The 20,721-nt window shown below is 65.7% G+C and carries 12 protein-coding genes; 3 read left to right on the top strand and 9 right to left on the bottom strand.

The genetic code is table 11. The annotated features are described in order from the left end of the window. Positions 1 to 16 precede the first annotated feature (16 nt). Positions 17 to 730 carry a response regulator gene (locus JMY24_RS16535; protein ID WP_128597479.1) on the top strand — a complete coding sequence of 238 codons (714 nt, stop codon included), beginning with the start codon at positions 17 to 19 and terminating at the stop codon, positions 728 to 730. Further along, positions 727 to 2,361, top strand: a complete 1,635-nt coding sequence (locus JMY24_RS38390; RefSeq protein ID WP_236597420.1) for an ATP-binding protein — start codon at positions 727 to 729, stop codon at positions 2,359 to 2,361. Before JMY24_RS16535 ends, JMY24_RS38390 begins: the two co-directional genes overlap by 4 nt. A 32-nt stretch (positions 2,362 to 2,393) precedes the next feature. Here JMY24_RS38390 and JMY24_RS16520 read toward each other — a convergent pair whose 3' ends face one another. Together JMY24_RS16520 and JMY24_RS16515 are read right to left on the bottom strand one after the other, a co-directional pair. Beyond that, entirely contained in the window at positions 2,394 to 2,660 is a 267-nt protein-coding gene (locus JMY24_RS16520; protein WP_128597354.1) for a hypothetical protein, read from the bottom strand. A gap of 195 nt (positions 2,661 to 2,855) precedes the next feature. Continuing rightward, the gene (locus JMY24_RS16515; protein WP_128597353.1) at positions 2,856 to 5,510 is read right to left on the bottom strand and encodes a response regulator; all 2,655 of its coding nucleotides are present in this window, start codon (positions 5,508 to 5,510) and stop codon (positions 2,856 to 2,858) included. A gap of 396 nt (positions 5,511 to 5,906) precedes the next feature. On the opposite strand from JMY24_RS16515, the gene JMY24_RS16510 reads away from it, so the two are divergent. Then, positions 5,907 to 7,175, top strand: a complete 1,269-nt coding sequence (locus JMY24_RS16510) for a DUF2252 domain-containing protein (RefSeq protein WP_128597352.1) — start codon at positions 5,907 to 5,909, stop codon at positions 7,173 to 7,175. An 80-nt stretch (positions 7,176 to 7,255) separates the two neighbouring features. On the opposite strand, the gene JMY24_RS16505 is transcribed toward JMY24_RS16510, so the two are convergent. The 7 genes from JMY24_RS16505 to bcsD all read right to left on the bottom strand — a co-directional run bounded on the left by JMY24_RS16505 (position 7,256) and on the right by bcsD (position 20,427). Further along, positions 7,256 to 12,058 carry a cellulose synthase subunit BcsC-related outer membrane protein gene (locus tag JMY24_RS16505; protein WP_201702463.1) on the bottom strand — a complete coding sequence of 1,601 codons (4,803 nt, stop codon included), beginning with the start codon at positions 12,056 to 12,058 and terminating at the stop codon, positions 7,256 to 7,258. Beyond that, positions 12,049 to 13,242 carry a cellulose synthase complex periplasmic endoglucanase BcsZ gene (gene bcsZ, locus JMY24_RS16500; RefSeq protein ID WP_201702456.1) on the bottom strand — a complete coding sequence of 398 codons (1,194 nt, stop codon included), beginning with the start codon at positions 13,240 to 13,242 and terminating at the stop codon, positions 12,049 to 12,051. The genes JMY24_RS16505 and bcsZ overlap by 10 nt, the downstream gene beginning before the upstream one ends. Positions 13,243 to 13,252: 10 nt before the next feature. Continuing rightward, positions 13,253 to 15,874 carry a cellulose biosynthesis cyclic di-GMP-binding regulatory protein BcsB gene (gene bcsB, locus JMY24_RS16495; protein WP_201702454.1) on the bottom strand — a complete coding sequence of 874 codons (2,622 nt, stop codon included), beginning with the start codon at positions 15,872 to 15,874 and terminating at the stop codon, positions 13,253 to 13,255. 3 nt (positions 15,875 to 15,877) lie between these two features. Beyond that, positions 15,878 to 18,082 (bottom strand): UDP-forming cellulose synthase catalytic subunit, encoded by a 2,205-nt coding sequence (gene bcsA / locus JMY24_RS16490; RefSeq protein WP_128597350.1) that lies wholly within the window; start codon positions 18,080 to 18,082, stop codon positions 15,878 to 15,880. After that, on the bottom strand, positions 18,079 to 18,867 hold the full coding sequence (gene bcsQ, locus JMY24_RS16485) for a cellulose biosynthesis protein BcsQ (protein ID WP_128590147.1): 789 nt from the start codon (positions 18,865 to 18,867) through the stop codon (positions 18,079 to 18,081). The genes bcsA and bcsQ overlap by 4 nt, the downstream gene beginning before the upstream one ends. Further along, positions 18,864 to 19,832, bottom strand: a complete 969-nt coding sequence (bcsP, locus tag JMY24_RS16480) for a cellulose biosynthesis protein BcsP (RefSeq protein WP_201702452.1) — start codon at positions 19,830 to 19,832, stop codon at positions 18,864 to 18,866. Before bcsP ends, bcsQ begins: the two co-directional genes overlap by 4 nt. Before the next feature lie 139 nt (positions 19,833 to 19,971). Continuing rightward, positions 19,972 to 20,427: a cellulose biosynthesis protein BcsD gene (bcsD, locus tag JMY24_RS16475; RefSeq protein WP_128597349.1), complete on the bottom strand. Its 456-nt coding sequence runs from the start codon at positions 20,425 to 20,427 to the stop codon at positions 19,972 to 19,974. Positions 20,428 to 20,721 lie beyond the last annotated feature (294 nt).

The raw sequence follows: 20,721 nt of genomic DNA, 5'->3' as shown, positions 1-20,721 counted from the left end.
AACGAGGAGCTTTCGCATGGATCGCCCCGCTAAAATCATCGTGCTCGACGACGAAGTCGAACTGCGCAACATGCTGCAGCGTTTCTTGCGCGGGCAGGGCTTCGACGTCAGAGTCGCGGAAGACGGCAAGCGGCTCGACCGCTATCTCGAGCGCGAGCCGTTCGATCTGCTGGTACTCGACCTGATGATCGGCGAGGAAGACGGGCTCGCGATTTGTGCACGTTTGCGCGAGCAGGGCCAGACGTTGCCGATTCTGATGCTGACCGCGAAGGGCGATCCGCTCGACAGGGTGCTGGGTCTCGAAACCGGCGCCGACGACTATCTCGCGAAGCCGTTTCTTCCGCGCGAACTGGTGGCGCGAATCAATGCGCTGCTGCGCCGTCAGAAGATGGCTTCGGGCGAAGTGACCGTCACGTCGCAGTGCGTGCGCTTCGGCGAATTCGCGCTCGATGTCGGCAAGCAGCAACTCATGCGCGGCGGCGAGCTGCTGGAAATTCACTCGGCGCAGATGCTGCTGCTGGTTGCGCTCGCGTCGTCGCCGAACCGGCCGGTAAGCCGCGACAATCTGCTCGCACGCGCGCGAGGGCGCGATCACGATGCGCTCGATCGCAGCATCGACGTGCAGGTGCTGCGCTTGCGGCAGATCGTCGAGGACGATCCGTCCAAGCCGCGCTTCATCAAGACAGTGTGGGGCGTCGGCTACATGCTGATCGCGGACGTCGATTCATGAAGCGCTCACTGTTGCAAAGAGCGCTGCCGCGCACGCTCCTCGCGCGCAATATTGCATTGCTGATCGCGCTCGTCGTATTGAGCCAGGTGTGCTCGCTCGGCGTGCTGCTGCATTATGTGCAGCGGCCTCGCGTGGAGCGCGCGGCCGCGGTGTTCGCGACCTATGTGACGACGCTCGACAACCTGCTGCAATCCACGCCGCGCGCCGCGCGCGAGGCGTTGGCCGCGCGTCTGGACGCGCATACACGGCTTCCCGGCAATGCCCTGGCGGAGCCGCCGGCGAGTCTCTTGCGCGGATACCGCAACTATCAACGCAAGGTGTTTCTGGAGAGTCTGCGTGAGCATCTTCCGGCGGACATGGAGGCGCGCTGGCAGACCGAAGGCGGCCAACGCCTCTGGATTCGTATGCATGCTCCCGCCGATGGATCGGGCGGCGCTGCGCCGGGAGCCGCTGCTTCGGGTGCCGCTGCTTCTGGAGCCGCGGCGCCGGGCCCTGCTGCGTCCGGGGCTGACACGTCCGCTGCGCCGGGCCCTGCTGCGTCCGGGGCTGACACGTCCGCTGCGCCGGGCCCTGCTGCGTCCGGGGCTGACACGTCCGCTGCGCCGGGCCCTGCTGCATCCGGGGCTGACACGTCCGCTGCGCCGGGCCCTGCTGCATCCGGGGCTGACACGTCCGCTGCGCCGGGCCCTGCTGCGACCGGTGCCGACACATCCGCTACGCCGTATTGGATCGCACTGCCGATTCCCGAAGACGCCCAGGGCAATGGGCTCGACGCAGCCATCCTGCTGTCGCTTGGCCTCGCCGCGCTGGCGGCGTTGACCGGCTATGCGATCCAGCTTCACCTGAACCGGCCGCTTCAGGAGTTGACGCGCGCGGCGCAGCGCCTGAGCGACGGCGACACGCCGCCGCCGTTGCCGACCAGCGGTCCTTTGGAAATTGCCGCGGTGAGCAGCGCTTTCAATCAGATGACGCACGCGTTGCAACAAGCGGAAGCGACGCGCGCGCTGATGCTTGCCGGCATCTCGCACGACATCCGAACGCCGCTCACCAAGCTACGCCTTTCGATGGCCATGGCGATGCCGGAGAGCAGCGACAGCAGTTTCGTAGTGGCGGCGGAGTCCTACCTCGACCAGATCGAAACCATCTTGCAACAGTTCATGGATTACGCAGGCAGCGGCGAGCGGGAGCCGGCCGAGCCCGGCAATCTGAACGCGTTGATCGAGCGGCTTGCCGGAGACTTTGCGGGACTCGGGCATGAGTTCGAACTGTCGCTCGCGCGCTTGCCGCTGGTTCCTTATCGTCCGGTGAGCATGATGCGGCTCCTGATGAATCTGATGCAGAACGCGATCGTGTACGGCGGCAGCGGACTGGCGGTGCGTAGTTGGGCGACCGGCGACGCGGTGTATGTCGCTGTCGGCGACCGCGGCAAGGGGTTATCGGCGGAAGAACTCGAACAGCTGAAGGCGCCCTTCCAACGCGGCAGGAACGCGCGAGCGCATAGCGGCGGCACCGGGCTTGGGCTCGCGATTGTCGAGCGGATCGCGCGGCTGCACGGTGGCAGGGTGGAGTTTCACGCGCGTGAGGGCGGCGGCCTGGAGGTGTGGGTGGTGGTGCCGCGCGGCGCGGGGTAGCGGGCAGCGACGAACCGCTGCCCACTCATTCATTACTTGCGTTCTAGCCACGCATCCAGTCCGACCCGAAACGCGACGCCCGCAATTACCGGCACCGTCAGCATCAGAATGATGCCGAAGTTCGGGATTGCGTCGCCGTAGGCGATCGGCTGATACAGCACTACGCCCGAGACCATCGCGAAGACAAGCACGCCGACGGCTACCATCAGAAGATTGCGCGCCGTGATGGACAGCTCTTTGCGCGTGGGCTTGGCAGGGCTTGGGCTCGCAGCGGGGGCTGGGTCGTGTTGGGCAGGCATGATAGCTCTCGTGACAAAAAGCGGCGGAAGGTGAAGCGCCCATTCAACAGAAAAGCCGGCGCGCCCGGCATCATACCAGGGCGCGTATGCGCTGCGCACTTCGCGCCGCGTGCGGCTTCATCGATATAAACCAATATATGCCGCATTCCGGCGTGCGGTGCGAAAAGCGCATGCCGGGCATTGAGGCGCTCGGCGTCACGAGGCCGCTTCGATTGGATCGAGCCACTGCGCAAGTTCGCGCCGCAATTGAGCGATGTCGAGCGGTTTGCCGAGCATCCGCGCGCCGGGGATGCTGTCGCCGATCGGTGCATGCGCGCCGTAACCGGACACCAGCAGCACTTGCACGTCCGGCTGTGCGCGCAGAACCGCGCGCGCGAGGTTGTCGCCCGACATGCCCGGTAGCGTAATGTCGGTGCACAGGATGTCGTAGCGTTGCGCCGGCACGAGCGGCAGCGCTTCTTCCGCGCTCGCCACCGACGTGCAGTCGAGGCCCAGCGCGCCGAGCAGGCTGCTCAGCGCCTCGCGCGAATCGGCGTCGTCCTCGACGAGCAGCACGTGAGCCGGTGAGCGCGCCGGCGCAACTTCGGGGGCGACCTCTTGTAGAGCCTCGCGCCCGCGCGCGGCGACGCCCGGCGTGTCGACGCTCGACGGATCGTAAACCACGGGCGGCACGCACGCAGCGATTTCCCTGTCAGTCATCTTGCCGACATGCGTTACACCGGCAACCGGCCCTGCCGAGGCGCGCAGCACGCTTCGCACCTTGCGCGCGAGATCGTCGCGGCGGTACGGTTTCGACAGCAGCGTAATGCCGGCATCGAGCTTGCCGTGATGGACGATCTCGTCGCGCGTATAACCGGACGTGAACAAAGTCGGCACCGCGGGCGAGCGCGCCGCGGCACGGCGCGCCAGTTCGACACTTTTTATCTTGCCCGGCATCACCACGTCGGTGAACAAAAGGTCGATCGGCACGTCGCTGTGGATGAATTCGAGCGCCGCATCGCCACTCGATGCAGTTAGCACCTTGTAGCCGAGTTGCGCGAGCATTTCGACGGCGGTCAGGCGCACATCGGCATCGTCTTCGACAACGAGGATCGTTTCCCCGCCGCCCAGCGGTGTAGTGGTCTGATCGACGGTTTCGGGTGTTTCGGGCTCACAGCAGCGCGGGAAGAACAGCGACACGGTCGTGCCCTGTCCCACCTCGCTCTCAATCAGCGTATGCCCGCCGCTTTGCCGGACAAAGCCGAACACCATACTGAGGCCAAGGCCCGTTCCGTGACCGTTGGGCTTGGTCGTGAAGAACGGTTCGAACGCGTGTTCAAGCACCTCTGGCTGCATGCCCGCGCCGGTATCGGTGATGGAGAACACGACATATTCGCCCGGCGACAGCTCCGCCTTGTCGCTGCAAAACGCGGCATCCAGCACACGGTTCGCGGCACGGACAGTGAGCGTGCCGTCGGACTGCATCGCGTCGCGTCCATTGATCGCGAGATTAAGCAGCGCGTTTTCGAGCTGGTTCCGGTCGGCCTGCACGTTCCACAGATCGTCGCTCAATACCGTTTTGATCGTGATGGTCTCGCCGAGCGCGCGATGCAGCATCTCGCTCATGCCCGCGAGCAGCCGGCGCGGATTGAGCACCGTCGGCGAAAGCGGCTGGCGGCGCGCGAACGCCAGTAGATGCGCGGCCAGTTTCGCGCCGCGCTTCACCGCATCGGTCGCCGCCGACAAACGGCGCAGCGTTGCGGGACTATCGCCGGCGTCGGCGGCCATCATCTGCAGATTGCCGTTGATCACTTGCAGCACGTTGTTGAAGTCGTGCGCGACGCCGCCCGTGAGGCTGCCGATCGCTTCCATCTTTTGCGCCTGGCGCAACTGTTCCTCTGCGAATGCGCGTGCGGCGACCGCATCGGCAACGCGCTGTTCGAGCGTCTCGGTCAACTGACGCAGCGACTGTTCGGCGATCTTGCGTTCGTGGATGTCGATCAGCACGGCGGGAAAACGAGTGGGCACGCCGTTATCGTCGAACTCGCACTGGCCGTTCGCTTGCACCCACACGTAGTCGCCATTTGGGCGGCGTATCCGGTACTCGGCGCGAAACGGTTTGCCGCCGGACAGCGCCTTGGTGGTCAGATGTTCGAGCAGCGACTGATCGTCCGGATGGATCATTCTGGCCGCGGCGCGGTGATCGACACCCCGAGCGGTTTCGTCCACCGACAACGAGAAAGTACGGGCGAAGCGCTCGTCGCCAGTGATCTTTTGAGTGCGCATGTCGACGACGCAGGTGCCGAGGACGGCGCCGGTATTGAGCGCGAGTTGCAGGCGTTCGTTGGTCTCGTGCAGCTCCGCTTCGGCGCGTTGCCGCCAGCGCTCGGTCAACACACGCCCCGTGGTCTCGACGACGATGGCGAGCACGCCCGCGGGCGCGCCGCTGTCGTCGGCAACGGGGCTGTAGTACAGATCCATCCACACGTCTTCGGGTTTGCCTTCGCGCAGCAGTACGAGTTCCTTGTCGCGATACGACAGCGTACCGCCGGCAAGACACGTAGTCATGACGTGACGATTGAAGTCGGCAACTTCGGGCCAGCCTATCTCGACGGGACAGCCCAACAGATATGGATGCCGTCCGCCCGCGAAAACGGCGTAAGCGTCGTTGTAGATCATGTGGCCGGATCTGCCCCACAGCAGCACGAGCGGCACAGGCGAGGCAAGCAGCAGCTGCACGGTGGCGGTCAGGCTGCGAGGCCAGTTCGGGATCGCGCCGACCTCGGTTGCGGACCAGTCAAATTCACTGATACGCCGCGCCATTTCGCCGCTCCAGCCAGGACAGCCGTGATCTTGTGCCGGAAATGGCATGCTGCGCTCCATAGGGGTCACATGATGAGTGGGCCTCCAGTCTGCCGGTTCACATAGCGCGCGTAAAGGTTTCGCACGGCGCCGGCACGCTTTCGTCTTCAGCCGCTTATATGCTCTCGCAAGTTTTACCTGCCCACTGTGAGCAAGCGCATTCGGAAGCGGAAAGAAGCGCCGATGCACGTGCATCGAAGATAGGTTCAGGACGTTTTATCGGACGGCGCTTTCTATCTCGCGTGACTTATCGTTGAAGCCGCAAGTGTCTTTACAGAGTGCTTCACGCCATAGGCGCGATTCCTGCTAACGGTCGTTGCTTGCGCGCGTGACGACGCGCGCGACAAGCGCTGGCGAGGACAAGTGCCGCGCCGGCTTCGAATGTCGATAAGAGCGGACCGTACGATGCCGAAGAAGCCCGTCGCAACAAACAAGTTGTCCAGCAAGTCTCTCAACAAGCGGGCGAAGAAGCTTCCCGAAGCAGAAGCACGCCAGCCGCTTCTGACCGCGCGCCGTAACGCGAGAATGGCGCGCTCTGCGCATGCGTATGTGCGCGGCAGCACGAACAGATTCTATGAGTGGCTCGACGGAATCGAAGGGCACGCGCTACCCGAAGGTCCCGCTGTGTGGATCTGCGGCGATTGCCATACCGGCAATCTCGGGCCTGTCGCCGATGCGCATGGCCGGGTCGAGATACAGATTCGCGATCTCGATCAGACGGTGATCGGCAATCCCGCGCACGATCTGATCCGGCTCGGGCTGTCGCTCGCGACGGCCGCGCGCGGCTCCGACCTGCCCGGTGTGACGACCGTGCAGATGATGGAGGCGCTGGCCGACGGCTATGAACGTGCCTTCGACGAAAGCGCGGGCGAGGCCGACATTCACGCGGAGAGACCGGAGGCGGTGCGCGTCGTGATGAAGGAAGCGGTGCGGCGCTCGTGGCGCCATCTTGCCGAAGAGCGTATCGAGGATAGCGAGCCGACTATTCCGCTCGGTTCGCGTTTCTGGCCGCTTGCCAAAAACGAGCGGCGCGAGATCGACGAGCTCTTCAGGAAGACATCGGTTGCCACACTCGCCACTGTATTGCGGGGCGCACGCGACGAGGCGGACGTCGAAGTGCTCGACGCCGCTTACTGGGTCAAGGGCTGCAGTTCGCTCGGACGACTGCGCTACGCGGTGCTGCTCGACATCGACGGCGCCGCAGTGGACGGCGACGATCTGTGTCTGATCGACATCAAGGAGGCGGCGCCCGCTGCGGCGCCTCGCTATGCGGGCGCAAGAATGCCGCGCGATAACGCTGAGCGCGTGGTGGAGGGCGCGCGGCATCTGTCGCCTTCGCTCGGCGACCGGATGAAATCGGCGCGCCTTGCGGATCGCGCGGTGGTGATACGGGAGTTGCTGCCACAGGATATGAAGCTGACGATCGAGCAACTGACTCGCGTTGAAGCGACGAAGGCGGCGCGTTTTCTTGCGTTGGTAGTGGGCAAGGCGCACGCGCGGCAAATGGATTTCGCCGAACGCAAGGCATGGCTCGCCGAGTTGCGCAAGAACCGCTCGAAGACACTCGACGCACCCGGCTGGCTCTGGAAAAGCATCGTGGAACTGGTGAGCAGTCACGCCGCCGGATACCTGGAGCATTGCCGCAGATACGCAACCGGCCCCGACGCGGGCTAAAGGGACCGTGGCGGCGGTGGCGGCGGTCCAGCGGATGGGGCCGCCGCGGGACCCGACACACGACGCGGGTCCAACGTACGCTAGTTGGAAAGCGACAAATACGGCGAACTGAGCGGCGTGGGCGGGAACGGCTGCAGGCCCGTCTGCTTCGTAAAGCTATAGCGTACGTAGACCGCGGCAAGCCACTCGCGATATTGATAAGCATTGCCGAGCGAAGCCGTTGCGCCGAACGCCAGTTGCGGCGCGAGTTGGTATTCACCCACCGCGCTCAGCGAATATGACACGCCGGTTTTGCTTTGCCCCGGGTACTGGGCGCCGCTATCGACGCTGCTGCCGATCAGCGCCGCCTCGCCCGCAGCCGCCGCTTGCAGCGTGCCCGAACTGCCGAGCGGGAAATAGTTCGACCCGTCCTGCCGGTAATGCTGCACGCCGATTGATCCCTTCAGGTCATACGTGAAGGCGCCGTTGCGGCCGGTCCATTCGATCGGCAGATTCAGGATCACGTACTGTTGCGGACTGAAGTAGCCGCCCTGGCCATACGTGAAGTACGACAGGTTCTTGTCGTAGCCCATCAGCGTCGTGTTCACACCGATGGTGAACGTCTGATTGGCGTCCTTGAAGAGGCGCGTGTAGACGCCGCCGCCGCCCTTCCAGGCGGTATTCGTCACGACGTTGTGTCCATCGTAGTACTGGAACGCGGCGTTCACGTACAGACCGCTCGTGCCGTCGTCCCAGGCAAGGCTCGCAAGGCCGCCGGTCGATGTAACGCCGCCCCACTCGAGGCCGGACGCGGCGTCGCGCGTGCCCGCGTAGGACAACAGACTGTCGGTCACCGCGCGCCGGGCGACGGCGAGCGAATACGAGACCTTGTCGGTGATGCCGCCGTTGTACTGCGCGCCGCCTACTATGTTCGTCTCGCGAAAGCCGATCGGTGTCACGCCGATATCGCCGCTGAGCTTGCGGCTTTCGTAGCCGACCGAGAGGCCCACGCCGTTCGCCGTCTGGCTGCCGTAGTTGTTGGTGCCCGCAACGGCCGCTGCTGCCGACGTGCTGTTGGATAGCCCCGCGCCGAAACGCGCGAGCGTCGAGACGTTGCCTGCCGCGGTGCCCGCATCGAGCGTGACGGGAGTCGCCGTCACCACGACATGGCCGTTGCCTGCCTTGATGCGGCCTTGTATCGGCGCTTCGATGTCGGTGAGCGTGGACAGGCCGTCCTCGCCGCTGCGGTTGCGAAACACGATGCCGCCCGAGATCGTGCTCGCCTGCTCGCGATTGACCTGCGCCAGTTCCTCAGCCACGCCGAGCGTCTGCGTATTCGCGACGTTCGGCTGCGCGTAGTTCGCGCCATTGCCGTTCATGCCAGGCTGTTGCGGGTAATACGCTTGCGCGTAGCCGCTGGGCGGCTGCGGGATGTACGGCTGTTGCTGCCCGTAGTAGCCCTGATTGCCGTAAGCCTGTTGCTGCGGCGCATAAGGCTGATACGGCTGATACGCCTGCTGGCCATAACCCTGCTGCTGCGGATACGACTGATAAGGCTGTTGCGCGTAGCCTTGCGGTTGCTGCTGTTGCGGATAGGCTTGTTGTCCGTAATACGGTTGCGGTTGCTGAGCGTAACCGGCTGCATTGCGGTTGTTCTTCGACGCGCTTTGCTTATTGCTCGCGGTGCGTTTGCCGTTTTTGCCGTTTTTGCCGTTTTTGCCGTCGGCTACGGCTGTTGTCGTCGAACCATACGGCTGTGGCTGCATCGCCCCGGCGTTGACCTGCGCCTCGCGTGCGGCGGGCGACATCGGCCAGGGCGTCGGGGCATAGCCATCGGGCGTGCCGTATTGCTGCTGCGGATATGGCGCCTGCTGCGCGTAAGCCGGGTTGTATTGCTGCTGCATCGGCTGCATCGGAGCCTGCGCCGGCATCTGCGGCTGGGCGACCTGGCCGTTCTGGCCGGGGTAGGGCTGCAACGGCGCGCCGGACTGGCTCGAGCCGTAGCTGTCCTCGCCGTAGCCGCCTGCGTCGGCCCCCTGGCGAGGCGCGTTGTACGGCAGCGAGGCGGGCGCGCTGTTCGGCGTGTAGGGCTGCGCGGGTGCCGAGTAAGGGGCGACGTAGGGCGCGGGCTGCGTGGGCGGCGGATAGTTCGGCACGGTCTGTGTCGGCAAGGAGGACTGCGAGTACGGAAGGGAAGCTCGCGCGGCATTCGAAGAAGCATTGAAGCCGGGCGCTGCGTTATCGGCGTCGGTCGGCGCGAGCGTCGCGGTTTTTCCCTCGAAAGGATTGGTGCCGGGCAGCGGCGTCGCGCCGATACGGCGCGTCGCCGCTTCCCAGCCGCGCGGCACGTTGCTCGCCGCGGCATTGCGCGGCGCATTCGCCATCAACGGTGTATTGGCGGCGACCAGCGAGCGTTGCAGATAGGTCGACGCGAGCGACAGCTTGCCTTCCGAGCGATACATGCGGCCGACGGTGGCAAGCACCCCCGGATCGTTGGGCGCCGCGTTCAAGGCCTGCGCCGCCAGCGATTCGGCGTAGCTGAACTGCTTCGCGCCGGACGCAGCGGAAATCGCCGCCTGCAACAGGTTCAGGTCGTCCGGCTTGCGCCGCAATGCGACGCGATAGCTTGCGAGCGCGTTGCGGTCGTCGCCGGCCGATGCATACAGGCGGCCCAGAGCGGCCTGCAGATCGGGATTGTCGGGCATCGCCGCGAGCCACGGCGCGATCACGTCGTAGGCGCTGGCAAGGTCGCCACGCTGACGCACGGCGTCGCATTGTTTGATGACGATGCCGAGGTTCAGATTGCCGAAGTCGGTGCGCTGCTGCGGCGTCAATTGCATCGACGACAGACGGCGCATCACCATGCCGAGCTCTGCTTGCTGCTGGGTGGCCGACAGAATGCCCGCGTATTGCAGCAGCAGATCGGTGTTGCCGGGTGCCGCGTTCATCGCGCCGCGCACGAGACCGAGCGCGCGGTTCGGATCGCCGGCCTGTTGGTACGCTGCCGCGATCACGCCGATCAGTTCGGGACTGTTTCCCGCCACTGGCTCGGCGGCATGCAGGGTTGCGAGCGCCTGTTGGGTCTGACCGCTGCGCGCCATGCGCGTGGCGAGTTCGGCCTGCTGATGCACCCACAGCCGATGCTGCAACGCCGCCATCGCGTCGGTGCGCTGCGCGGCGGGAATGCGTTCGAGTTGCGCGAGACCGGCTGACCAGTCCTGCGTTTCCGCCGACAGCAGCGCGCTCGCATACAGCGCATCGGTCATGTCCGGATGGGCGGCGAGCAAGCCGTCCATCATGCTGCGTGCGTTCGCGACCGCGCCCTGGCGCACGTAAATGCGCGCGAGATCCAGACGCAGCCAAGGGTCGTCGGGCGTGTTGAGCAGCGCGTCTTCGAAGAGACTGCGCGCGCTGCCCAGATCGCCGTGCGCTTCGGCCGCGCGCGCCTGAGCCGCCTGCGCTTCTCCGCGCAGACGGTTGATGCCGCCGGCCTTCGACTGCTGCTCCGTATTCAGGCGATTGGCGAACTGCAACGCTTCGTCGCCGCGGCCCTGGGCGGCCAGTGCGCCGACGAGTCCGCGAATTGCGTCGGGGTTGTCTGCCTGGCGGCGCAGCGCCATCCGGTATGCCTGTTCGGCGCCGGCCGCGTCGTGGTTCGCAAGCAGCATTTCACCGAGCAGCACTTGCGCGGTGACATCAGAAGGATTCATCGCGATTGCGCGCTCGAACAGCGACTTCGCCTTCGCGAATTCGCCGTTGCTGCGCGCGCCGATCGCGTCGCTCGTGTAGGTCCAGTAGGTCGCGCTATCCAGCGCGGTTTTCCAGCGAGCCGGGTTGCCGTTGCGCGACGCGCGCTCCAGATAGTTGCGCGCTTCCGCGAAGTGCTCCTGCTTGAGCGCGGCGATGCCCATGCCGCCAAGCGCGTCGGTGTCGTTCGGGCTGGTGGTCAGCACCGACGAAAATTTCGCGCGCGCCGTGGCCGCGTCGTTGCGATCGAGCGCGGCGAAGCCCTCGGCGACGGTGCGCCCGCGTGCGTCGACGGAGGCGTTTTCCTGCGCGCGCTCACGGGCCGCCTTGTCCTGCTGCACCATCGAATCGAAGCGCGCCTTGACCGCGGCGTCGTCGTTCGCGCTTTGCAAATACGCCTGGTACAGCGCGGCGTCCGAGGGCCGCGCGTCGAGCCAAAGCAGTGCCTGCCGCCAGCTCTTTTTCGCCGCCGCACCCACCGTGCTGTCGCCGGCGAGCTTTTGCAGCCGCGCGATACCGTCGCGGCGCGTGACGTCGCGATAGGTCAGATGCTGAGCGTAGGCGAGCGCGTAACGCGGATCGTCCGGATTGTCACGCGCGAGCTGTTCGAGCCCGCGACGCGCCTGATCCCACCCTTGCGGCGTAGCCGACAGCGCCTGGTAGTACTCGAGCTGCAGCGCCGGCGTGGCGGGCTTGCCGCTCAAGGCGCGCTGATACTCCTGCACCGCGCTCGCGCTCTGGCCGCTTTGCGCGAGCCGCCGCGCGTCGTTCACGGTCTGGTCGCGCAGACTCGATTCGCCGAGCCGCCGGCCGAGTTCATCGAGGCTCGGGTAGTTCGGCGCGACCGCCTTCAGACGCGACAGATACTGCTGCGCGCCGGCGCCGTCCTTGCGGTCGGCGAGCACCATGCCCATCCCGAACAACGCGTCGGGCTGTTTCGGGTCGATGCGCAACACCTTCAGCCAGGCCTGTTCCGCGAGGTCGCCGCGCTGATGCGATTGCCAGTACTTGCCCTGATCGATCAGCACGCCCATCGGATCTTTTGATCCTTGCGCCGGCACCTGTGCCAACGCGTCGGGTGCGGCCGCCGCGAGGCAGCAGGCGAGCGGGAAGCTCAGCGTAAAGCGCAATGACAACGCGAGGGCGCTCAATCGCATGCGGTCCTCCAGCTCGGCACGAGACGTCCGCTTTCGTCGAAGCGATAGCGTCCGTCGATAAAACCCGTGCCGAACAAGCCCAGCACCCTGTCGTAGTAAACAGGCTCGTGACCAGGCACGCTGGTGTCGAGCGCGGCCAGATGCGTGCGCGCGAGGCCGAGGCCGTGCGCGTCGCCGAGCGCCTTGAAGTACGGCGCGAGCGCGGCCCAATAACTGAGCGGGCCTTCGCCGCTCGCCGAGCCGTTGGTCGACGACACCTTCTCCGGCAGGAAGCCGCTTTGCTGGACCTTGGCGCGCATGCCGCCGAGCGCGGCGAGCCACGGCTTCGCAAGCGGATCGGCAGGCGACGCCATGCCCGCCCACAGATAGACGCGGATCGCGTCGTAGCTGCCCGTGTCGCCGTTTTTCGGATCGACCACGAACTGGCCGTTTTGCCACGCCGCCCAGTCGGGCGCGAAGCCTTGCGGCGCTGTGGTCTTGACGAGCTTGTAGGCGCTGTCGGCGAGCTTCGCCCACGGACCGTTCGGCACCTCGCGGGCGAGCGCGCGCAGCACGGGCAGCGGCAGGTAGCTCGGATTGAGGCGCGTCACGCCGCCGCTTTTGAAGCCTTCGGGCCCCGGCAGCAGCATCGGACCGACGCCGGCCAGGCTCGTCATCTCGTCACGCGCGATGCGTGCCGCGAGCGCCTGGCCGAGCTGCGTGTAGCTCGCGTCATGCCACAGGCGCCCGGCCTGCAGCAGATCGTAGGCGATCCACAAGTCGGAGTCCGACGCGGAATTCGGATCGAGCACGCCGTACGAGCCGTCCGCTTTCCTGCCCCATTGCCACGACGGCAAGCGCAGGTTTTGCGGATCGAACTGATTGCCCGCGAGGTTGGTGCGCGTCCAGTTCAGAAGCCGGTCGAACGTGGCGCGGTCGTTGGCAACGAGTGCGAAGAAGAGGCCGTACGACTGGCCTTCGGAGGTGGTCTGCTGTGTCGGCGTCGAGTAGTCGATCACGCGGCCGTCGGCCTGCACGAAGCGCTCGACGAAAGTGCGATAGCCGGCCCAGTCGCCACACGCGCCGGGCGCGGCTGCATTCTGCGCGACCTTCAGCACGTTCGCGCACGCCGCCGATGCCACCACTCCCAGCGTCACCGAGAGCGCCAGTACCACACGTTGTTTCTTGTTGATTCGAACCCGCATGTCAGTCCTGTTAGTCCTTCAAACGGCGCGCCGCGACCGAGCGCAGCATCCGGTAGAACAGCGCCGCGATGATCAGCGCCGCGAGCACGCCGCCCAGCATCAGCAACAGCGGATGCGACGAGAGTGCCCAGCGCAGATACTCCTGCGGCGACAAATGGCCGACGTAGTACGCGTCGCCGTTCGACGTGATCGTGACCGTGCGGCCGTGGATCACGGCCATCGCGCCTTGAATCTCCGGCAGCACGTCGGCGTCGAGCAGGGCGGCCGACAGATCGGCGTCCGACTGCCCGGCCGCGCTCACGAGAGCCACCGCGCTGCGGGTCTTTTTGAGCGGCGATTCGAAACCGGTGAGAAGCGCGTCGCCGTTCGAACTCACGAGCGTGAGGTCGGCGCGCGCGGGCAGGCGCTCTACGCCGCGCTCGCCGTGCCACCAGTCCTCGAGTTTGAAAACGATGTCGGACAGCTGGAAGGTGCGCGAGTCGCCGTCGCTCGAAAACGGCATCGACTTGGCCCAGCGTTGCAGCAGCGGCTGCTTGCCCGGCGCGCCGAAAATCAGCAGGTCCTTGTCGGCGTATTTGTCGACGTCGTCGGCGGTGCCCACTGTCACGCCCGCCACCGGATAGCCGGTCGATGCACCCATGCGTCCCATGGTCAGCAGATAGAGGCTGTAGTCGCTCGAGTCGGCGTCGTTCGGCAGGATCACCGCGGTTTCCGACAGATCCGCCATGCGCGTGAACGGAAAGCCGCTGTTCGCGAACGCCGCGAGATCGGGCAGCGCCATGTAGTGCGGGAACGACGACAGGTCGATCGTCGAATTCGGATCGACCGCGCCGATCACGTTCTCCAGCAGACGCCCATGACATTCGCCGGTATTCGGAATGTCGTAGTAGAAGTGCAGGCGCAGTTGCGCGCGCGGTGTCAGCAGCAGCGGCGGAATATGCACGGTGCGGCGAGCCTCGGCCGTCTTGTCGGGCAGCACGCGCGCGAAGTAATGGCTCAGGTCGAATACCGAACTGGACTCGGCCGGAATCGGCAGCGCCTGCACGAAGCCGTTGTTTACGCTCACGTTCAGCGACGAGCGGTCGCGCTGCGGGCGCACCGTGTAGCGGTAGCGCAGGTCGATCGGCGCGCCCTTGGTGTGCCACATGAACAGGTCGGGCGGTACGCGCAGATTCACGTGGACCGCGTCGGCGTCATAGCCCGACGCGGTCAGGTCGCGCGCATCGGCAAGCTCGCCGAAACGCACCGGGCGATGGGTCGGCAGCCAGTTCGGCGCGTCGTATGGCGCGCGCTTCGCGAGTTCGGTGAGCCGCGTAATCGTCACGCTCTGCCCGGTCAGCGTGTTCTGTCCGATACCGAGCGCGCGCGCGGCGATCTTCAACTCGGCGTCGGTGCGTCCGAGCACCAGCAGCAGCTTGCCGCGCGCCGGCGCTTCGCGGTCGACCACGGCGACGGTCGGGCCGGAGATCGCTGGAATCGTGACGCCGGCGGGGCGTTGGTCGTCGGTGGCGAACACGACGGCGTTGCCCGACAGCGGCACGTTGTCCTGCTGCGCCGGGAACAGCGCGCCGCGATAGCCGGCGAGCGCGCCGAACCACGAGGCCACGATGCCGCCTGCCTCGAGCGTGCCGGCTGTCGGCTTCGGCGGAAACACGAACGGCAGTTCGAGGCGCCGCACGTCGCGCCGGTCGAAGAACGGCTGCGGCAAGGCCGCGAGATCAGGCTTGCTGGCGAGCGACGCATACGTCAGATCGAGCGAGCTCGCATTGCTGACGGTGGCCCACAGCGACGAGTTCGCCGGGTCCTCGCAACTCGCCGTGTAATGCCCGATCAACTGCACGTTCAGGTGATTGAATTCGGTGACGAAGCGCGGATCGAGCGACACGTCGCGCGCGACCAGCATGCCGGCCTGATCGCGCGGCACGGGCAGCGTTGCCGCAACCTCGCCGTTCACCAGCACCTTCAGTTGCGAGATGTTCGGCAGCAGGGCGGGCGAGTAGCTGTAGATCAGATGCAGGATCGCGCCCGTCACCACCTCGTCGCCGCGCACCGAAAACGCGACGCCGTTCTGACCGTCGGTGCCGCGCAATTGCAGCGGATCGAGCGCGCCCAGGTCGGCGAACGTGAGCGTCTGGCGACGGCCGCCCGGCACCAGCGTGCCCGGTTCGGCGGTGGTCGGCGTCTTGACGCCCAGCGCTTTTACCGCCGACGCGGCGAGCGCCGGCGTGGGCGTGGCCAACGGCGCTTGCGCGATCATCGTCGGATCGTAGGGCACGGCGGGACTCGGCGCGGGGCCGTTGCCTGTGCCGGTGGCCGCATGTGCGGCCATGTTCGTAGCCGCCGTTGCGGCCGGCGTTGTCTGCGCTCGCGGCGCGGCTTGCATACGTGGCGCGGCGGTGTCGGCTGCGTCGGTCTTTCCGACGGTGCCCGACGCCGCAGCGGCTGCTTCGGCCACCGAGGCGAACGGCGCCGCCAGCGCAGTCTGCAACGCGAGCCAGCACGCGACGCCGCGCGTCAGCCGTGAAAAGCGAGGGCGTTGCGCCTTGCGTGGCTGCAAGTCTGTGTCACTGTGCGTCTCGCTGCGCTCGTGATTCGAGCGTTCGATGCTTCCCTTCGCCATCCTGTTGCGCATAGATCAGTCTTTGGTTTTTAGCTTCTTGACGTCCACCGGACGGCTTTTCATTGAGCTTCGCAGGTCGCTGTAGAGATGCTCGAAGAGGCCTGCGATGCCGCGCACGCCCACCGTCAGCACGTGCGAGAGGCCGCGCAGCGGCGTGTCCTGCTGGCGCCCTTCGGCCCAGCCGGTCCAGGCGTCGGCGCGTGCGAACGTGGTCTTGACGAATTCGTATTCCTGCTCGCGCGTCATCGCGGAAAAGCGCAGGCCAACCCGGCCCGGCGCCGTGAACCCGACAGTCGCGGGGAACGCGTATTCCTCGTCGCCGCGAAAGAGCGACACGGTGACTCGCTCGTGCATCGGCACCTGAATGGCGGCGGGCAGCGCGACGCCCACGCCGCCTTCCGAGTAGTCGATGGTTTTGCAGGCGAGCGTGCGGCCCGTCGAGAACTTGAGCATCACCGGCATTTCCATCGCCACGCGGTGCACCGCGCGAATCTGCCGGCGCTCGCTCGCGGCAGCGACGCTCGCGCCGAGAATCAGCATGTTGTACGTGGTCCAGCCAAGGTTCAGCACGGTGGTCTGCACGACGCTGCGCGTATGCCAGTTCAAATAGATATGCACGACGCCCACGCAGAAACCGATCAGGTTCAGCAACAGCAGGAACAGATACGGCCGCGAGATCGCCCAGTCGAAATAGTTCTTCTCGATCTGGCCGCCCTTGGCCGTCACGTTGAACTTGCCGAGCTTCGGGTTGATGAGCGCGAGCAAGGTGGGCGCGGTGATATACGACGCCAGCACCGATTCATACACCTCGGCCCAGAACGAATGTCGGAACGAGCGCTGCATGCGTGAATTGGTGATGCTCGCGTGCATCATGTGCGGCAGCGCGTAGATGGCGATGGTGCTCGCGGCGGCTTCGATCACATGCGCGCCGAAGAACAGATACGACAGCGGCGCTGTAAGAAACACGAGACGCGGGATGCCGTAGAAGAAGTGCATCATCGCGTTCAGATAGCAAAGCCGCTGGCCGAACTTCAAGCCCTTGCCGGTGAGCGGATTATCGATCCGGAAGATTTGCGTCATGCCGCGCGCCCAGCGAATCCGCTGGCCGATGTGGCCCGACAGACTTTCGGTCGCGAGCCCCGCGGCTTGCGGAATCGCCAGATACGCTGTGGTGTAGCCGAGACGGTGCAGCTTCAGCGCGGTGTGAGCGTCTTCAGTGACGGTTTCGACCGCGATGCCGCCGATCTCCTCGACCATTGTCCGGCGCAGCAGTGCGCACGAACCGCAGAAGAAGGTTGCGTTCCACAGATCGTTGCCGTCCTGCACGAGCCCATAGAACAGTTCGCCTTCGTTCGGAACTTTGCGGAACGTGCCGAGATTGCGCTCGAACGGGTCGGCGGAGAAAAAGTGGTGGGGCGTCTGCAGCATGGACAGCAGCTTGTCGCGCAGGAACCAGCCAAGGCCGATCTGCAGGAACGAGCGCGTCGGAATGTGATCGCAATCGAAAATGGCGAGGTATTCGCCCTTGGTGATCTTCAGCGCTTCGTTGATGTTGCCGGCCTTCGCGTGACGGTTGTGCGTGCGGATCGTCCAGTTGACGCCGACTTCTTCGCAGAACGCCTTGAACTCGGGACGGCGGCCGTCGTCGAGCACATGGATCGACAGCTTCTCGGCGGGATAGTCGAGCGCGAGCGCCGCGTAGATGGTCGGCTTGACCACCGAAAGCGGCTCGTTATAAGTGGGAATGAAGACGTCGACGGTCGGCCAATCGCTGCGCGAGACGGGCAGCGGCATCGGCTTGCGTTTGAGCGGCCACGCGGTCTGAAAGTAGCCGAGCAGCAGCACGAGCGTCGAATAGACTTCCGCCGACACGAGCAGCAGACCCCACGCGGCGTCGAGCGGATGCTCCCAGTAAGTCGTCGACGTTAGCCGCCAGTACATATAGCGGCCCGAGGTGACCACTGAGAGCATGATCATCACCATCGTCGCGTAACGGCCTTGCAGGCGGCGAAACAGCAGCGCGGTGACGAAGCAGCAGGTGGCGAACGTCAGTTGCTCGTAGAAAGCGAGCGGCACCGTGAAAACGAAGTACAGCATCACGAGCGCGAACAGCGTGACGAGACCGGTGACGATGCGGCTATTCCAGAAGCGCGCGTCGACAAAGCGTTCGAACCGCGACGGTTCGCTCGCTTCAATGCCCTCGGGATGAGTCGTACTCATGCAACATTCCTTGGCGACACAGCGATCGCGTCGACCGCCGACATCAGCCACGTGCCGCACGCGCGAAAGTCGGCGGCAGCCTGGCTAAGCGGATCGTAGTGAATGAGCGTGGTGTCGCAGGCGAGTGCTTCGCTCACGCCTTCGTCGAGATGGATCACGCCCGGAAAGAGCTTCTCGCCGAGCATCTGACGCAGAACCTTGAGTACGTCTTTGGTCAACTGGCGTGACTGGTCGATCTGATTCACCACGTAGCCCACGCCGCCGAACTCGGCGCGCGGTGCCGCGTACGTGTCGATCAGCCGCTCCATTTGCGGGATCGCTGCGTAAGAAGCGGCGTCGGCCAGCACCACGTTCAGCGCGAAGGTGGCCGCGCACAAGGCGGCGCGCACATACGCGGACGAACCCGGCGGCGTGTCCACGACCACGACGTCGGATGCTTCGAGCCTCAAGGTCCGCAGCGCATGCGCGAGCCACAGCGGGTCCTGGTCGACATGCGCCTCGAAGCGGCGGCGGTCGTCCTCCAGTACCGCGCCGTAGGGCAGCACGGTGACGCCGTCGACGCCGTCGAACATGACCGACTGCCATGCGTCGCCGGTCAACGTGGCGCGCGAGATGCCGTCGATGCTGTCGAGCGGCACGCCGAAGTGCAGGCGCAGCGCGTTCTGCGGATCGAGGTCGAGCGCGATCACGCGCCGGCCGCTCGCGGCCAGTACTGAAGCGAGGTTCGCGGCGAGGGTCGTCTTGCCGACCCCGCCCTTGGCGGACACTACCGCAATGACTTTCATGAGCGACGCGGGCCGTTGACGAGCCACGAGTTGGGCTCGGCGGGTTCGGCGGCGCCCGCGGACGCCGTGGCGGCGCGCGGGGTGCCGCGCAGGCGGTCGAACAGCGATTGCAGCGGGACAGCCTGCGTGACAGGCGCGGCCGCACGCAGTGGCGCGGCTTCCGCTTGCGAGGCAAACAGTTTGCCGAGGATCGACGCCGGTTGTTGGGCCGCCACGGGCACTGGCGTAGACATGCCGGGCTGCATGCGAGCCGAGGCGGACGCGGGCGTGACGTGTTGCGTGCGGGCGGCGCCTGGATCGGCACGGGCGGGCGCCGGCGCTTGTGCCCATGCCGGAGCGGCGGCGGACGTTCGCGCCGCTGCTGCGGGCGGATTGCTTGCAGCAATGGCGGGCGCGCTGTGAACAACAGGCGCAATCGGCGGCATGGCGGAAACGGGCACAAGCGGCGCGACAGATGCGATTCTGGCCGGAGGGACGACAGCGGCCACCGGGTCGGCATGTCCCGTTGCCGGTGAAACCGGGGTCGAAGCCGACGACGCAGCATCAGCCGCCTTCGAAGCCGGTGCCTTCGCAAGCTCGCTATTCGTTTCAGGCGCACCGAAGCGCGATGCGCCGCGCGGCGCGTCCGGCGCTGCCGCAGCCACGGCAACTGGCGGAATGTCGCGCCGATGCGAGCGCGTGAAAAGCGGTGCCTTTGCGCGCGTGACCGAGGCCGCGTCTTTCGGCGCGGCCGGGTCCTGACGCTCGATGGCGAGCGCGGCGGCCTTGTCGGCCACCGGTTGAGGCCGGGCTTGCCCGCGTTGCCCGATGGGGGGAATCAGCGGCTGTCTGAGATCGAGCGTCACCAGCAACGGCCAGCGCGTGCGCGCCGAATGCGCCTCGTTCTCGCGGCCGATCTCCTGGTACGCGCTGGCGTCGCCGCCGAAGTGATCGAATAATTTTTCGATGTCGCTTGATGAACTCATGTTGCCGCCATTCTTTTAGTGCTTTACGTTGCCCGGTCGTCGCTTCCGGTCGCGGCGCAAAACCAGTGCCCAACCCGACTGCATGTTGCTGATCGCGCACCGGTCCTGCGTGCAGATCGGCCGTGGCCTGTTATGGCATTCACGCGGCATGACGGCCGAGACGGAACTCGAGCGCCGTGTCGTGCGAATACTCGCTGGTTTGCGCGACCGACAAGCCCTGCGCGCCAAGCGCGCTCAGCCAGGTTTGATACGCGCCTTCCAGGAACGCCGGGGTCCAGGCGAGCGCGTCGTTGCCGAACGCCGGAAGCGGCGCGCAATAGTGAACGATGCGCAACGAGTCGGATTCGTCGGCGAGTTCGACATAGCCCCAATCGATTTCCTGCCAACGCTCGTTCAGCGTCCGTGCGAGGTCGGTAGTCGAGTCGCAAGCGGGCAGCGGATGGGCCGCGGCAAAACGGCTGCCCACGCGGTGCATCAGTTGACGCAATTCATCGCGCCCGATCTGCGCCTCGAACTCCGAGGCCAAGGCGCAAAGCATGCACCGCCATTGCGGTGACATCTGGCGTTCGAGCAGGTAATCGAGGATTGGAACCATGTTTTCTGGAAAATGGACGTCGATGCCGACTGGCTAAAAAGGCTGAGAAAGACCGCGACGACCGGGTGCAGGGACAGTGCTCGCGCAATTCGCGCGGGGCCGCATAGGTTAGTTTTACCGCATTAACCAGGCGCTTCCGCACACTTTGAAGCAGTCTACTTAAGAGATTAACTTTTAGCCACTTTCGGTCAGCTGTCCGATAGTTGCGAGCCGCTTGCTGCATACGGAAGGACCACGAAGCATTACGAAATTCTGTCGGCGATGCGTGGCGCGCAAACTACTGTTCCAATCGCA

This window comes from Paraburkholderia kirstenboschensis (assembly GCF_904848585.1).
In the GTDB taxonomy this organism is placed as follows: domain Bacteria; phylum Pseudomonadota; class Gammaproteobacteria; order Burkholderiales; family Burkholderiaceae; genus Paraburkholderia; species Paraburkholderia kirstenboschensis.
The sequence above is the reverse complement of the archived record's forward strand: the minus strand, read 5'-3'. Positions and strand labels throughout refer to the sequence as shown.

Excerpts from the sequence above, each read along its gene's own strand:
- JMY24_RS16535 (WP_128597479.1), top strand. The coding sequence starts at position 17 with ATGGATCGCCCCGCTAAAATCATCGTGCTCGACGACGAAGTCGAACTG.
- bcsA (WP_128597350.1), bottom strand. The coding sequence starts at position 18,082 with ATGAGTACGACTCATCCCGAGGGCATTGAAGCGAGCGAACCGTCGCGG.
- JMY24_RS16510 (WP_128597352.1), top strand. The coding sequence starts at position 5,907 with ATGCCGAAGAAGCCCGTCGCAACAAACAAGTTGTCCAGCAAGTCTCTC.
- bcsQ (WP_128590147.1), bottom strand. The coding sequence starts at position 18,867 with ATGAAAGTCATTGCGGTAGTGTCCGCCAAGGGCGGGGTCGGCAAGACG.
- bcsP (WP_201702452.1), bottom strand. The coding sequence starts at position 19,832 with ATGAGTTCATCAAGCGACATCGAAAAATTATTCGATCACTTCGGCGGC.
- JMY24_RS16520 (WP_128597354.1), bottom strand. The coding sequence starts at position 2,660 with ATGCCTGCCCAACACGACCCAGCCCCCGCTGCGAGCCCAAGCCCTGCC.
- bcsB (WP_201702454.1), bottom strand. The coding sequence starts at position 15,874 with ATGCGCAACAGGATGGCGAAGGGAAGCATCGAACGCTCGAATCACGAG.
- bcsZ (WP_201702456.1), bottom strand. The coding sequence starts at position 13,242 with ATGCGGGTTCGAATCAACAAGAAACAACGTGTGGTACTGGCGCTCTCG.
- bcsD (WP_128597349.1), bottom strand. The coding sequence starts at position 20,427 with ATGGTTCCAATCCTCGATTACCTGCTCGAACGCCAGATGTCACCGCAA.
- JMY24_RS16515 (WP_128597353.1), bottom strand. The coding sequence starts at position 5,510 with ATGCCATTTCCGGCACAAGATCACGGCTGTCCTGGCTGGAGCGGCGAA.
- JMY24_RS38390 (WP_236597420.1), top strand. The coding sequence starts at position 727 with ATGAAGCGCTCACTGTTGCAAAGAGCGCTGCCGCGCACGCTCCTCGCG.
- JMY24_RS16505 (WP_201702463.1), bottom strand. The coding sequence starts at position 12,058 with ATGCGATTGAGCGCCCTCGCGTTGTCATTGCGCTTTACGCTGAGCTTC.